13 protein-coding genes are annotated in these 15485 nt (G+C 48.7%); 1 reads left to right on the top strand and 12 read right to left on the bottom strand.

What is annotated here, in order from left to right; translation table 11 throughout:
• The 6 genes from Q9245_RS01330 to Q9245_RS01355 all read right to left on the bottom strand — a co-directional run bounded on the left by Q9245_RS01330 (position 1) and on the right by Q9245_RS01355 (position 7109).
• Complete coding sequence (locus tag Q9245_RS01330; protein ID WP_305895475.1) at positions 1–1515, bottom strand: oligosaccharide flippase family protein; 1515 nt, start codon at positions 1513–1515, stop codon at positions 1–3.
• On the bottom strand, positions 1516–2643 hold the full coding sequence (locus Q9245_RS01335) for a glycosyltransferase family 4 protein (RefSeq protein WP_014421311.1): 1128 nt from the start codon (positions 2641–2643) through the stop codon (positions 1516–1518).
• Between the two features lie 23 nt (positions 2644–2666).
• Positions 2667–4034, bottom strand: coding sequence for an O-antigen ligase (locus tag Q9245_RS01340; protein ID WP_305895476.1), 1368 nt, complete (start codon positions 4032–4034; stop codon positions 2667–2669).
• Entirely contained in the window at positions 4027–4899 is an 873-nt protein-coding gene (locus Q9245_RS01345) for a polysaccharide deacetylase family protein (RefSeq protein ID WP_305895477.1), read from the bottom strand. The genes Q9245_RS01340 and Q9245_RS01345 overlap by 8 nt, the downstream gene beginning before the upstream one ends.
• A gap of 137 nt (positions 4900–5036) precedes the next feature.
• Entirely contained in the window at positions 5037–6209 is a 1173-nt protein-coding gene (locus Q9245_RS01350) for a glycosyltransferase (protein WP_305895478.1), read from the bottom strand.
• Positions 6210–6227: 18 nt separating this feature from the next.
• Positions 6228–7109 carry a glycosyltransferase gene (locus Q9245_RS01355; RefSeq protein WP_014421306.1) on the bottom strand — a complete coding sequence of 294 codons (882 nt, stop codon included), beginning with the start codon at positions 7107–7109 and terminating at the stop codon, positions 6228–6230.
• A gap of 355 nt (positions 7110–7464) precedes the next feature.
• Here Q9245_RS01355 and Q9245_RS01360 point away from each other — a divergent pair, with 355 nt between their 5' ends.
• The gene (locus Q9245_RS01360) at positions 7465–8883 is read left to right on the top strand and encodes a hypothetical protein (protein WP_305895479.1); all 1419 of its coding nucleotides are present in this window, start codon (positions 7465–7467) and stop codon (positions 8881–8883) included.
• 41 nt (positions 8884–8924) lie between these two features.
• Here Q9245_RS01360 and Q9245_RS01365 read toward each other — a convergent pair whose 3' ends face one another.
• From Q9245_RS01365 to Q9245_RS01390, 6 genes are all read right to left on the bottom strand, one after another.
• Positions 8925–9911, bottom strand: coding sequence for a glycosyltransferase family 2 protein (locus Q9245_RS01365; protein ID WP_305895480.1), 987 nt, complete (start codon positions 9909–9911; stop codon positions 8925–8927).
• Positions 9911–10939: a CoF synthetase gene (locus Q9245_RS01370; RefSeq protein WP_305895481.1), complete on the bottom strand. Its 1029-nt coding sequence runs from the start codon at positions 10937–10939 to the stop codon at positions 9911–9913. The genes Q9245_RS01365 and Q9245_RS01370 overlap by 1 nt, the downstream gene beginning before the upstream one ends.
• Before the next feature lie 215 nt (positions 10940–11154).
• The gene (locus tag Q9245_RS01375) at positions 11155–12279 is read right to left on the bottom strand and encodes a glycosyltransferase (RefSeq protein ID WP_305895482.1); all 1125 of its coding nucleotides are present in this window, start codon (positions 12277–12279) and stop codon (positions 11155–11157) included.
• A complete protein-coding gene (locus tag Q9245_RS01380; protein ID WP_305895483.1) occupies positions 12276–13418 on the bottom strand; it encodes an acyltransferase in 1143 nt (380 codons plus the stop codon). Before Q9245_RS01380 ends, Q9245_RS01375 begins: the two co-directional genes overlap by 4 nt.
• Positions 13418–14575, bottom strand: a complete 1158-nt coding sequence (locus Q9245_RS01385) for a glycosyltransferase family 2 protein (protein WP_305895484.1) — start codon at positions 14573–14575, stop codon at positions 13418–13420. The genes Q9245_RS01380 and Q9245_RS01385 overlap by 1 nt, the downstream gene beginning before the upstream one ends.
• Positions 14572–15471, bottom strand: coding sequence for an XrtA system polysaccharide deacetylase (locus Q9245_RS01390; RefSeq protein ID WP_305895485.1), 900 nt, complete (start codon positions 15469–15471; stop codon positions 14572–14574). Before Q9245_RS01390 ends, Q9245_RS01385 begins: the two co-directional genes overlap by 4 nt.
• Positions 15472–15485: the final 14 nt, after the last annotated feature.

The following is a 15485-nucleotide window of genomic DNA, read 5'->3' on the forward strand; positions in this document are numbered from 1 at the left end:
CTACGTCCTTTTATGCATGCGAGCAATTTTGGCCCCCAGAAATCCTCGTTCTTCCTTGTTCAGCACCAGCAACCAGAAGCTGACCAGCCAACTAAGGCTACTGAGCGCTGCCCCTGCAAGAATATCGGTATAAGAATCATAAATCAGGTACTCACCGACAATCAGCAATACCATAGCCATAACGCCAGCTGGCACAAACCCCGGCAGTACCGCCGAACGCAAATAATAGAGCACTGAAATATCTACGTGTCGGCAGGTATACCGAAGATATAGAGGAACGAATATCAAACCAGGAACGACGGAAGCAAAAGCTACGCCCTCAAGGCCAAACGGGTGAACAAGAACAAGGCTCAGGCCAATATTCAGTGCGGCGGCCAAAGGAGTGAGGCGTGCAAAAATCCCGTGTTTGTCAATCGCCGTCAGATAACGGCTGGCGAACGGATTGATAAAAGGCAGCACCGTAAAGAACACCAGAAACACGATAAGCCATTCCGCCTTCTCACCAAACTCTGGCCCCAGCCATACTGAGATAAAAGGCACTCCCAACAACAGAGCCCCCGTACCCATGGCCAAAAGAATGCTGACAACGTAACGGGACGAAATCAGAAAAACCCGCCGGATGGTGTCGTTCTCAGCCCTCGCACTCAAGCCGCTGAACAGCGGCATAAAGGCATGAGTTAGTGTCCACCCGAGGTTTCGGATGTGCTGAGTCAAGTTCGCGGGAATACTGTAGAACGGAACCATAGCAGGCCCCATAATCAAACCAATCACCAAAACGTCCGTAGCATTTTCAACACGTGTGGCAATACCTTGAACGAATGATTTAAAACCGAAAACAATCAGCTCTTTCAAACGCGCCCAGGAGTAGGATCGCCAACGGGCCCTGATCGCACCAAAGGCAGGGCGGGACAGCAACCACATGAAGAGGATGTACTTTATGGAAATACCAATGGCGTTGATGCCAGCCAAGAGCACCAGACCGTTTTCAGGAGTAATCAACAGGTAAAGGAGCGTAGAGCCCACGATCGAATTGATAATCGTGATGTTGTTTTTCAGGTAGTACTTCTGGAAACCTTCCAGGTAGCTCTCTGCAACATATCCTGGAAACGAGATTAACAGGTGGGCGCCGATGATGATCAGAAACAGCGTGTATTTCTGATATGGCTCACCCTCCGGGGCGATCGCACCGGAAAACCAGATTCCCCAGCATAAGAAAAAGGCGAAGAGGAGCAGCCCGACCATCATCATGAACGCAAAGGCGGACATGTACACAGACTCAAGTGCCTGTGAATCCTGCTCGGCGTGGTGTTTCGCGGCATACCGACTGATGGCAGGCCGCAGGCCAAGGTCCAATATCCCCATGTAGCCAATTACAGCGCCAATCATCTCCCACAGACCGTAGTCGTACTTCCCAAGGTTGTGAACGAAAACGGGGGTCATAATGAAGGTGATGACCAGTTTAACGAGCATCACCAGGACATTTGAGCCGGTGTTGACGAATAGGGTATGAATCATTCAGTGGCCACCCGACAGTCTGCAATAGAGAGTTCGGAGTGAATCTGCTGGCCGTGTAATTGCAAAACGATCAACTGCCTCAGGCTGGTAGCGAATGAACGCCTCTTTCGTCGGTTTGTGTATTTCCTCTGTGATCAGCTCAGCGAGTCCCCCGACATCCCCGGGAGAAAAGATACGAGCAGGTGATCCCGCAACGACCTCTCGAAGCCCGATACAGTCTGTCGAAATAAGAGGAACACCCGCCGCCAGGACTTCCATACCCAGAAGACCACATGCCTCCCAACGGGATGGCATGACAACCATATCCATAGCCTTGATCATAGCCGGCATGTCATCTGTCCCTGGCATTTGGATAAAACGATCACCAAGCCCTATACTCTCCAGATAGGCATAATCTTCCCTAATAAACCCGCCCCATCCGAAAGTTACTACTACCGGAAGCTGGAGATTCTCCTCGTTACGCTCCTTCATTAGAGCAATTGCATCAACAAGCGTACGAAACCCTTTCTGGCCCATAAATCGGCCAAAGAAACCGATCAGAGGAACAGACGCTGGAATCGAAAGCTCCGTTCTTAAATTCCACGCGATACCATTCTGAAAGTAATGAGTATCAACTCCATGAAGGATAGGATAGAAAGCTGACTGAGAAACACCTGGAAAAAACTCTTGAAAATTGCGGGTAGCATCCTCGGTCACGGTGTGTATCGCATCTATCCTACCGAAGACGAAGCCCATGATACGTTTTTTTATCCGGGATTTTGCATTCTCGAACTGGGAAGGCAAAAACACATCGTGGGCTGTCATTAAATGCTTGGGACCAATGACGAACGTCGAGGCTATCTCGGTGAGTAAACCGGCACCAAATCCGTGCGAATGTATTAAATCATAATTGTCAGATTTCAGTTCATTTCTTACAGATCTTATAAACTCAAACGGTGCACAGCCGGTGTGAATCACAGAAATCTTTCCGGATGCTACAGTCGTGTCAAGAAAACGCTGAAGTGAACCATCGGGATCCGGAGCGATAAGCACGAAGCTATCTTCCTTGAACGCAGGCTGCTGGTAAATGTACCTAAAAAAGGTTTTTATGCCGCCACTTGGCTGCATTGCAGTCATTAATACTTTCATCTATCAATCCAGATCTAACAATACTACTTGCCAACTTGTCGAGAAAATCTTTGCGCCAGTGGATACTTTGGCTCAACAGACGCCACAGGTCCCTCATTAACGATCTTTTTGCTTATAATATTATGGAAAGCCAAAGCGAGCCCTCCGAACAAATACCAGTAATACTGAGACAAACCCCAATAATTTAGGCTATAAACTACATACATCCAAAAAACAGCAATCATAGACTTATTTAACATTCGATAAAACTGAAACTCATCACTACTTATCGATTCAATATTTAACCTATTAAAAGACAACTTCTTGTAAACTCTTGTAAGAAATAGCAAGAATATGACAGTACCTACTATACCAAGCTCAATTAATAATTCGGCATATAGATTATGAGATGCTTGCCGACGACCCAGAATGTGCGTCTTCGCCTCTGGCGTCGTTCCCAGACCATGCCCTACAATCGGGCGCTCCAGTCCCAGCGAGAACTCACGAATAATCCCGTCCAATCGGCCATCAACAGTTGCAGCATTAGATGTCTCAGACTTTCCAATTAGAGAGAGATACCGATCCTTTTGATCGCTACTCATACTGCTCCACCCGAGAATTGAAACAACAACCGCGACCAAAATCAGCCTAAACTTCTGATTTGATTCTTTAAAAATAAAGAAAGCAATGACCAAAAGTGCAAGAAAAGCCCCTCTGGACTGCGTTAAAATAAGCGCATAAAGGATCGGTGGCATTATCACCAGGTAAATCAATTTATACTTGAAGCCATTAGACCACAACAAATAGTGAAGAAAAGGAATCAAAGTAACAATAACAAAACCGAGTTCGTTTGGATTAATAACATCTGAAGGCGCACCGGCGAGTCTCTGCGAAAACTCGCCATGTCCGAGATGCGTTCTACTTCCCCAGTATCCTTCCGTAATATTTAGAAATAGCGGCTCAAAAACTCGAATAACTTGACAGCCCAAAAAAACCACAAGAAACAACTTAAGCCTACGCTCGCTGTCAATTAGTAAAGCGGCGAAGAAAAAAAAGACGACAGCTTTCACGAATTCAGAAAGATTGTTTCTGATAACGCTTCCGGGCCACTCCACCAAAGGCAATGAAATAAATATATAAAAAATTAACACCAAAACCGATGATGATATCGGGTCTTTGCTCCACCCAGAAACCTTTTCCCGCTGAAGAAAAATCGACAAAGAGATAATTAAAACAAGAAGTAAAGTAGGCCGAATTACGCCATAGCCGGGTATGCGAGCAGAAAGATGTAAAAAAAAGTCAATCAAAAAATATAAAAATATAACAAAAGTAATAGTATTTATTGACCGAGATCTGCCTGCAATTTTATGGTTACTAACTCCTAAAGCTGAAGCGCCGGTTCCACTAATCATAACAGGTCTCTACCAAGTGATGCCGAAGCCGCATACCTAAAAGCTCAACACCGGATATCGATTTCAAGAATTGAAACCGATCTTGAGAGCCCGTATGTCTTCGCATGGCATAACGCTGAGCATGGCCTTGGCAATCAGCAAATGCTACCGCTGCACAGGAAAAGCCAGCGTCTTTTATAAAACTAACCTGACCCCCAACGAAATCATCAACGGTACCATTCGGGTAACAAAAAGATCGGGGCGATTCTCCCAGCTTCTGCCTCAGAATCTCGGCGCAACCAAAGATTTCGCTCTTCGCCTCTTCCATAGATACCCTTGCCAAAGAAGGATGCGAAACCGTGTGACCGCCAACTTCCAAACCTTCGCTCTGCATTTCCTGTAACTGCTCCCAGGATACGGCACGATACTCCTCAGGTGGAATTTCAGGGAGATCAATATCCCACGCTGCAGCCATTTCATTCAAACAAAGTATTTTGTCTGCGTTATCGGCCTGAAGCATTAACTGATTGAGTCTCCAGTACTCGGATTCAAACTTTTCGTTCGGAATGGGCGTTTCAATTCGTGCAATATTGAAGTCGTGCCGACCAACGGAATCTGGTGAATGCTCCAAAAGAAATCTGAGTTGATCGGGCCACAACCAGATGTCACCCGAAACGAAACCCGTGGTGACATAAAAGGTGGCAGGCACCGAATACTTCTTTAGAATTGGCCAAGCGATTTCGTAGAAGTCTTCGTAACCATCGTCAATTGTGATAGCAATTCGGTTCCTTGGCCTACGCTGCTTGACGTACAAGTCCTCAGCCAACTCAGAGACGGTTACCGGGATGTAGTTCTTTGCTATGTGTTGGACTTGCCATTCAAACATTGCCGCGTCCAAATGTCCGGGTTCCACATTCCGCGAGAACCGGTGATACATCAGTATCCTGGGGTGCTTGGCTGTTATCAGCCTGGAAAGCTGATAACCTCCGAAGCTGCCGGCAAAACGGACAAGAGGAGATATATTCACTTCGCCTCCCGGGATGAAAACGCCCCGTCATAGCACCCGATATACGAGTCATACAAACGAACATGAGCTTCGATCATGGTGTTTAGAGCATGCCTTTTGCAGGCCAAATGAAAACCGGCCTGCCCCATTTCTGCAGAAATACCCCCTTCGTCAGAGAATAATTTGCCAAGATACGCAACGAGGCTGTCCACGTCTCCAGAAGGATAGACATACCCAGTTTTGCCATGAACAACCGCCTCGGCATTGCCACCGACATTTGATGCAACAACCGGCAATCGTGCCTGCATGTATTCTACGATGGCATTGGAATAGCCTTCGGACTCCGAGCAAGACAAACCAACATCCATCGCAGGCAAAATTTCTTTAACATCGGAGCGAGCTCCAAGAAAGTGGACGCGCTCACTCACGCCCATCCGTTGAGCTAGCTCCCTATATGTAGACTGCTCTCCGGCACCGACAAGTACCAAATGAGCATTGGACACAGAATCTGATAGAGCGCTTAGCGCTATGATCGCATCCCCTATCCTTTTTATTTCGCGCAGGTTGGCAACCAGTATCGCGAAACGTCCTTCGGCAGGGAGCCCTAACTGTTCTCTACGAGGCTTCTTTTCCGCCTCTGACAAGGGGTAACTTGGGGATTTGCCAGCGGGATAGCCATTGTAGATAACAGAAACTTCGTCTTGGCTAAAATGCTCTTTCTCAATAGTAATGCCTTTCACTGCTTCGCTATTGGCGATCACATGGCTCACAAAATGCCGAGTCTTTCGGAGCAGTCTCAGGTATCCCGGTGTGTACCAAAAGCCCATGTCACGACGTGAGATCAGAGTCGGAATACCCACAAACGCCATAATCGGCGGCAATAGAATTGAAGAATCGTTAAAGAAAACGTGGCATAGGCGATAGCCTTCCGCCCTTTTTCGTAACGCATATCGGAATAACGAAACCCATGTAACCGGACTCAATACTTTTGACCGGCCGAGAACAGTAAATGAACACGGCAACCCACCCTCGCTCACAAACTTCGAGTTCCGCAAAACCAGAACTTCTGGTTCAAAACGGTCTGGTGGCAGGTTCTTTATCAACTGCATAAGCTGCCCTTCGGTACCGGCATAAGGGCTCTCAAAGCAATCAATCACATAGAGGATCTTCTTTGGAATTCCGTTTTCCATCAAAACAACTTCCCGGGCTTAGGTGATCGCTTCACGACCCCGAATTACGTCGAGGGATCTTTTGGGATCCCCAATGCCAGCTCTCAAGAGATGCGCGATAGCAAGAAGAAAACGACCTTGCTTCCAACGCACTTGCGCCATCCGAAAGTGCAAAAGCGCCAATCGCTTCCTGAGGACAGATCTTCTATACGGATAGCGGGCCTTAGCGCGGTTCAAAATCTCAAACCCCGCTTTCCAACGTCTCTCCAGACCAGTTTTGCTGATTGATTCTTCATGCTTTCGATAGAAGAAGACGATCCCCTTCAAAAACTTATACGGTGCTATCTCGGCGATACGCAAAACCATATCGTGGTCTTGACCTGCCCTGAATCTCTCCTCAAAAAAACCGGCCTGCTGAAAAACCTTCGACCTCACCATCGCACCACCGGGCAATGCCATATAGCAATCCAAAAGAAGGTCATTAGGGTCGCCCGTTTCCTGGTGATCATCGGGTGGCAGCGGAAAAAGATGTTGCCCATTCTCCGACACAGCCATTGCCTGACCGTACACCATCCCAAACTCCGGGTGCGCCTCGAGATATGCTACCTGATCACGGATCTTGTCTTTGTGAAGATAGTCGTCACTATCCAGAATGACGATGTATTCACCTTTCGCAGCCCTCAATCCGAGATTCAAGGCAGATGATTGCCCTTTATTCTGACGATTGGCATGTGACAGCAATTCAAGCTTTTGTTCGGCCTCAAATTTTTGCAGAATTTCGAACGTACCATCGCTTGACCCATCATCAACCACGACTAACTGGACATGGGGATAGGACTGACTGAGGACAGACTCTACTGCTTCGGTGATATACTCAGCACGATTAAAAGCTGGAGTGATTACGGTTACTAAAGGGTTCAAAAATTCACCTGCTAACAGTTAAACGACTGCAAACCACCTAAAAGCAACATTCCGATCGTAATGATCTTTTGGAATGAATATCGTGTTTATAGGTGCTTTCTCCACTATCTAACTGGCTTATCCGTGGTGAGCATGATTTATTGGCTAGCTCTGAAGGCCCAACCGCCGATACCTTTTCGAAACATCAATTTACACAAAATTACAGAGAATAACCACCTGTTAGAGAGGCTCATTGATCAACAGAACATCAGCATCTCGCTCATCCAGCCCCACAGCATCGGACAGGGAAAACCGTGAACAGACGCCATGTATTTTTCACAGAATCAGCTAACATTATTAAAGAGCCACGTGCCAAATGAACACTGTTAAAACGCTTAAGCCTACGGGTGGCATTATGAAGCACACAAACACCGTCTCAATAGCAATGCCTTTTGTCCTGGCTGCAACGATTACATACGGAAATGGCGCTGTTGCTGCACCGCAAATCACCCAAGCAGACCTCTCTGACAGTACGATCACCATCTATGGCACCGGATTTGGCAAAAAGGATCAACCAGCTCCTGTTCTTTGGGCATTTGGTCAGGACATCAGAGAGAACGGCGTTCAGGTTGCCAAAGAGAGAGAGATAGGTTTAGGTCGGCCCGTGCCCGTTGCAAAGGATCCCAGCTTGAGTATTTGGTCGCGGGGCACGGGTGCAACTTTCAGTGATATCACCAGAACGACAGGCATAACACATACCTACCGAGCTACCAACGAAGGGTGGCTTGGCTGGCCACATGCATTTGGTGGAGAGAACACTCCATACTCAGACAAAGCCTACATTTCTTGGAGGATTAAACCAGCTGGCGACATTAACAGTTACAGAACTGTTCGCATATCAGATGTTGGTGGCGTTTTTGACTCCGGGAAAGACCGCTATTCGCCGGGGGAACCGGTTCGGATCCTAACCTCTACCGGAAGTGAAATAAGCGGAAGAATTGTACACTATGACGCCGCCAGCTCCCTGGTCCACCTCGAGGCAGGAACTCTCCAATCAACCGATAGTGTTGGGGCCAAAATTGTCGGTCTGAATAGTGGCGCCTACGGTTTACTGAAAGGCGACGAATTCTTCCAGTCATCGATCTCCGGAAAATATTTACGATCCTACGAAACCCTCAACCAGGGTGGCACTAACTCTGTTTTTTCGACTAATAGGTGGATTGCTGTCCAGTTCAATAGCAGTGGTAGCGAGTTGCGCCGAGGATTCGAAACACAATCTGATAGCGGTTACGGCGTACCCGACATATCGAACACAACCAACTGGAAATTGCTAGAAGCTTTCATAGATCTCTCTGGAGAGTATGGCTCAGGCTATATTTCCATGGATAGCAAAGATCAAAAATGGTTTAAAAACCTCTACATTGGTGACTCGAAACCGCAAGATGCGGGCCCCACCATTTCCAATATAGGTTGGGAACCGGCAGGTGGATCAGAGTCGGTGAACGTCGGCTTAAATTTTGGAGAAATTTATTTCGATACTACTCCACAAAGAGTTGTTTTGAGTGACCAGGGCCTGTTTTCTGATGTTCGGGGAAACCAAGAGTTTCAATACATAACTGAATGGACTGATCAAAAAATCTTGGTTGATATAAGACACGGAGCACTAGCCCCAAATGGTCCCCTCTTCGTCTATGTCTTTGACGAAAGCAACGTTGTTAATAAAACTGGCTTTTGTGTCGCTAACTGCGATGTGGATATGAGTCCTCCGAGTAAAATTAATCTCGGTATCAATTGATTACTGACCGGATGGGCTCGGACGACCTTGCTCCGAGCCTGTCAATACCTACCTCGAAAAACGCTACTCAAGAACCCTCCCCCTCTGCCCAAGTAATAGACAAATGAAAGAACTAGTGAGAAAAAAAGAGATTGTAAAGGCACACCTTTTAGGCCTTGCGACCTCACCTGATTTATAAAGAAAGCCAAGGGACATAAAACAATGAATACCGAGCCAATCAGCGCCAACGAAAATCCAGTAAACAAGTATGTAAAAAATGATACCGAAGACACCAAAAAAAGAATCACAGTCAGAAACATCTTATCTTTAAAACCGTAATTCGACTTCAAGTAACTTGATGCGTGCCAGAATTCACGCTGAAAAAAACCTCGCAGAGTAGACGGATAGCCAAGATGCACCACATAGCATTCTTCTGTAAACCAAAGCTCAAAACCCAGATCGGTAATATCCATCGATAACCTAGTATCCTCGCCAGCATTAATTAACTCATTAAAGCCACCAAGTTTTTCAAATAACGACCTTCCTACGATAAAACTGCCTCCGGCGAGAGCCTTGACCTTACGGGTTTCTTTGATCGAGTTAAGCTTCCACCCACGCTCAACCCAGGATGGCCGGTCTCGCAGAAGACATCCGCCACCGACACCGCCAACATTTTCATTGGCGAGGACCTCTACCGCTTTCGACAACCAATGCTCTCCCGCAACGCAATCGCCGTCGATAAACGCTAAGATTTCGCCTTTAGCCTGCTTAACACCATAGTTTCTCACGCCGCCAACTTTAACGTTTTCTTTAATGAAAACCTTGTCCGTAAACTCTTTAGCGATACTTACACTATCGTCCGTAGAACCATTATCAACAACTATCACTTCATAACGATTCTTTGGATAGTCCTGGCGCAACAAAGCACGAAGACAATCAGAAATATACTTAGACTCATTAAAGACAGGAACAACAACAGAAACAAAAGGGACATCAACAGAATCTTTCATAATATAAAAACGGTTAGGATTAATGTTTCCAGCTAACATTATAGCTTCTGGATAAAATAGGTGTGCTTGCCTTCACTGAATCTATCGTGGTTAACTAGGACTCGGATTTCTAAATGGTCAGTCAATGAAAGACCAGTTTTTAAGTTAGATTTCAAAAACAACCTCAAGTCTTCAAGACCCCGCATGGGGGTCTCGGAAACGTAGAGATCAAACTCACTATAGCCAACCTGAACAATCGTAAACTTGAAGCAGTCACCGGTCTGCTCCATGTAGGTATTGAGTGCTCGCCCAAATACGACAGCGTGGAACTTTTGCTCCGGATTGATATAGGCAAACTGCTGAGCTGTACGTCCTCGCAGCTCTTCGATCGAGCACCTCGAACCCAACTCACCACAATCACCCTTGGCAAGGCTAACTGAATCTCCCAGCTGATAACGAACGATACTTTGAGATTTGCGAGAGACATCCGTGATCAACACCGTGTCTTCTTCTTCCTCAACCCAAAGCCAGGGATTTACCAAGTGCAAATGCCCTTTTGAGCATTCAAAGGCGATGACATCAAACTCGGTGGACCCATATTCCTCAAAAACCGGAGCTCCAAACACCTCTGCGATAAACTTCTTCTGCGCGGGCAGGATCGACTCCGCCGTGCAAATCACGGCTTTTACGCCCCTTGGGTTAAGTCCCTTCTTTTGCGCAATCTGCGCGGCCTCAAGGATGAGCGACGTATATCCATACAAATACTCAGGGCTCCACTTGACCAGTTTTTCAACCGTTTCTTCTGCACCGTCTTCCGCCGGGTAGAACACCTTACGGTTCAACAAAAAATCGCGGATCTTTGCCGTTAGGGAATTGGCTGCCCTACCCCATACTCGCGCTTCTCGCTGACCCAGTTTCAGACCGTGCTTGTTATAGCAATACGCCCTGACGGCAAGCATCTGCGCCAGCTCAGTTCTGGACAGAGAAATATGTGTTGGCTCTCCGGTAGTGCCCGCAGTGTGCCGGGAAAAACCCGATGCCACAGCGCTGCTGGCAGCGGACATTGCTCTGAGATCAGCCTTGCTCATTGGCGGTCTATCCGGCAATTCCGACAGAGAATGCACTGCCACACCCTGGGCATCTTTAGGCTGATTCTTGTTGAGTATACAAGACAGCCGCTGCAGTCTTTCGTTTGGCTCTAATCCCCAAAGGTCCTCTACTTCAGCCTGAAACCTGGCAACAGGAAGCCGCAGAACCAGGTAGGTTAAGCGCGCCAAGACATACCGAAAAAAGAACAAAGCCTTCAAGATGCCACCACCCCGTTATATACGCGCAGATACTGTTCGGCCATTGATCTTGCAGACAACTCTCCGGAGACTTTATGAAAAGCTTGCTCAGTTTTCCGATGAATGGCCTCTGTCTCGTTGAGCACGAGTTCTATGGCATCAACCAACTCTGAAGCAGGATCCTTTACCAGAACGCCGCTATCCCCTTCATCCAGAACAAACGGGATCTCGCCAACGTCGGTAGATACAACGGGCAGGCGGACAGCCATCGCTTCGAGCAAGGTGATCGGCAAGCCCTCGGTAGACGAGGAAATAACCAAAGCAGACGAGCGCGCCATCAAAGCAGGCACATTGTCGTAATACCCGGGCAAGCAGACATCGCTGCCAAGACCGAGACGTGCAACCTGGTCTTCCAGATCCTTACGCAGCATTCCATCGCCAACAATCAGCAATCCAGCTTTAGGAGCAGATTGTTTGATCTCACGGAAGCTATCAATAAGATGACTGAAGCCCTTTTCCTTGGATAGACGACCAACACCCAGAATCACCGGCTCATGGGTGCTAAAAAACTCTTCCAACGCCTCTGCCAAGGGTTCAGATACCTTGCGCTGAGTGTCGTCTACCGCCAGTCCGTTTCTTATTGTCGTGAGGCGACGGGGGCGAATCAGGCCCGTTGATAGTTCCTTCTTCATCGCCGCGCCAACCATGACCACTCCATCCAACCGACTGACCGCCAGTCGATCAAGCAATTCATATACCCACATCCTGGAAAAGCGAGGCGCGTGAACGTACCCGTGCAAAGTACTCACAACGGGAACCTTCCGACTAAACCGACCAAAGAGAGACATCAGAATATTGAATTTGTACCCGTGAGAATGCACCAGTTCGACGCCCCAATGCTCGGCCCACTCACAGATTTTCCGAGTTTCCGAGTAATTCAAGCCCGGAGTCATTCGCCATACTACAAGCGGCAATCCCAGTTTCTCAGCCTCGATCTCAAGCGGCTTTTGGTGAATCCCTTGCTCACCGGCACTCAGAATCATGGGCTCCAGCCCCTGTTTGATTTGCTCTGCTACCAGAGTCAACAGCATTCGCTCTGCGCCGTACAGGCCGCCACTATCAATCAGGTGCAATACCTTCAACTGGAACGCTCCCTGGCCGCGAGGCTCTCCATTCCGGATGGATTACCCGCCTTCGGTGAGCGTCCAGGCTTTGTTCCCACTACCTCATAGCGGTGCTTTAATCGCAGGAATCGTTTTTCGAGAAAATGGTAAGACGCTGAGGCAAGCACACCACTGAGAATCACGCCAGCCAGGAGCTGTAACCACTCGGGGAGAAAATTCAGTTTGTCGCCGGCCTGAAGGCCCCATACATGCCAAAGATAGATCGGGTAGGATATAACTCCGAGATAGACCGACACAGGGTGGTTCAACCAGCCCCAGAAAGCCCCTGAGCTGAGCCTGATCAATTGCAACAATAGAATCGCGAGCAACAACGCATCAACCGTAAACGCCGGGCCGTAGGCATAATCGCCGCTGCCGTACTCTTTTGACAGGAACAACAGGCCCAAGGGGATAAAAGGCATCCAGAACCGGCTGCTGATGCTATTGAACACAGACAGCCAACGCGGTTTTTGCGCCAGAAACGCCAAAAGGCATCCCAGAGCCAGATTATCAAATCGCGTATCAAACGCGTTGTAGGCGTAGGATGGTCCGTAGTCGAGGTAGGTGTAGGAATAGGAGCGCCAGGCCAATACAACCAAACTGGCAATAATCAGGAAAGCAACCGCGTACTCCCGGCCGCGCCTCATCAGAAATACGAAAAGCATCGGCCAGATGAGATAGAACTGCTCTTCAATGGCCAGAGACCACACATGCGCAATCGACGACGACGAATGTCCCTCCAGCGCGTTGTGGTAGTTCATAAAATAGAACAAGCCGGGGACTATGGCTTCTTTGATGTCGTCATTTCCGCGGAACAAATCCCACGAAATCGATACCAGTAAGAAGGCGTAGTAAGCCGGGAAGATGCGAAGAGACCGGCGCATGTAGAACTTTCTGAATGAAACGGTTCCCGTTTTGGCATGTTCCTTTAGCAAGAGCCAGGTAATCAAAAACCCACTCAGAACGAAGAAGCCAGCCACGCCATGGCGTGCCGAAAAGAACAGCGTGCCTACCCCTGAGTGAGCCAGCACCACGGCCATCACGGCAACCATTCGAAATCCATCAAGCCCGGGGAGTTTTTTCTCCTCCAGCAAGGCTTCCAGGTTGGGCAATGCCATTATCCCTTCCTTGGGTTCCAGACAACCTTCTTCTCGCCCTTGGCGAAGGCGACAAATGCCTTAAAGGACGCAAGGTTTAACAACACGAAGTAGTAAGGCAGGGCATACACGGTAGAAAGCGATTGCCCCCGGCTCTCTTTTTGATAGCCCGCCCACGCGAAATAGAGAAACAGGCCGTACCCTATCGCGGCTAACGCATACAACCCTTTCACCGGCGCCAGGTAAAGGGCAGCAATCGCAAGGGTTATCATGGGTGCAAAGGCCGCGTAGCGCAGCAGCTTGTGGGAGATAAGCTGCCAGGCAAACACTGGATCGTTGGCCGGGCTCATGAGCTGTTTCATGTCTTTGAGCGCCCACAGTGCACGCAGGCTTACCCGCACCCGCATGCTGAATTCACTGCCCCCATCGCTTAACGCTTCTTCCTTGAGCAGCGCCCCAGGTTCATAAACAACGCGGTACCCCTGCTCAACCACTTTGAGTGGCTGAACAAAATCCGGCAACTGATCGGCATTCAGCTCGGAATGCAGTTCTTTACGCATGGCGTCAATGCCACCGTCAACGCCCACCACAGAGCCTACCAGAGTCTCCTGTGCCCTGAGCCAGTTCTCATACTTCATGTAAGCGCTGCAGCCGTCGCCAATCAGGGCGCCCTCCGGGTTCACGTAGACCATTTTTCCGGTTACGTATCCCACCGCTGGGTCGTTGAAGTTACTCACCAGTGCTTTAAGGGCTTGTTGATCCCATTCGGAGTTGGCATCCGAAAACGCCAGGATATCCCCCTCCGCATGCTGTTTGAGCATGTTGAGCCCTGCGGTTTTACCCTGACGGGGTACCTGACGAAACAGTTTGACCGGGAAAGGCGCATCCGCAGCAACCGCCTGGACAATCTCGTCGGTCCCATCCTCCGACTCATCTGAAACCACCAGGATTTCCAATTGCTCTTCGGGATAGTCCAACGCTAGCTTGTTCCTAAGCGTCGCCTCAATATCTTTAGCCTCGTTGTAGGCCGCTATCAGTATCGAGACTTTTGGTAGACAAGCACCGCTCTTGTCTATTGGCGAAGGGCGAACAGCCGCCAGCAGCTTGATGCAGACGGGATAGCCAAAGTATATGTAGAGCAACAACAGGAAAGATAACCAGAAAACCGCAACCATCATGCTATCCCTGCTACAGAGTCTGAACCCAGAGTGTTCAGTGATCGGTCAAGAACTCCCTCATTTTCCAAAACTTTACTCATGGTGGTAAACCGGAAATCTGACAACAACGTTGCTAATCGCTGCTCACACACATCCAGATTATTGTAATGACGGAATCGCGAGAACCATTTAACGTCAAGCCGTGGTTGTTCAGGGTCTACCTCCCAAGGATGGAGATAAAAGACAAAAGGTTTCCCTTGGCGGTTTATTGAGCCCAGCCCCATCCTGCTAAACCAATACGGGAATAAGCGAAAATATCCGCCACCCGCAATCGGTAAGTTATAACCGGGAAACTTCAGGGTGCTAAGTGGGAATTCCGCTAGCTCATAACCTTTATCGGTTGTTAGCCGGTGCGGCCATCGTGGGGTGCCGGGCATGCCGTATCGGTCGTGGTGCACCGGGAAGATTGATGAGTCCCAGGTGAAGCCTTGCTCGGCTAAAATATCCAGCGCCCATCGCGACTCATTCGTGATGGAGTAACTGGCTGCGCGGTAGCCTGTGACAGGCGCCTGAACAATGTCTTCCAGAATCTTTTTCGAACGGATGGTTTCTTCGCGGAATACGTCTGGGGTTTGATTATAAATCAACTGATGGCTGTAGCCGTGGCTCGCCACTTCATGGCCCGCCGCTGCTATACGCTTGACCATTTCCGGAGAACGCTCGGCCACCCAGCCTAGTGTGAAAAATGTACCCTTTACGCCGGCTTCGTCAAACAAACTGAGGATTCGGTCTGTATTGGCTTCAACCCGATACTCCATGCTGGCCCAATCGTCGTAATCCACGGCTTCCGCCAGCGCAGCAACCTGAAAGTAATCTTCCACGTCGATGGTCAATGCATTTTGAATTCGCTGCGTCATCGCTCAAGCCTCTC

Origin of the sequence: Marinobacter sp. MDS2, assembly GCF_030718085.1 — a bacterium.
Classification (GTDB): domain Bacteria; phylum Pseudomonadota; class Gammaproteobacteria; order Pseudomonadales; family Oleiphilaceae; genus Marinobacter.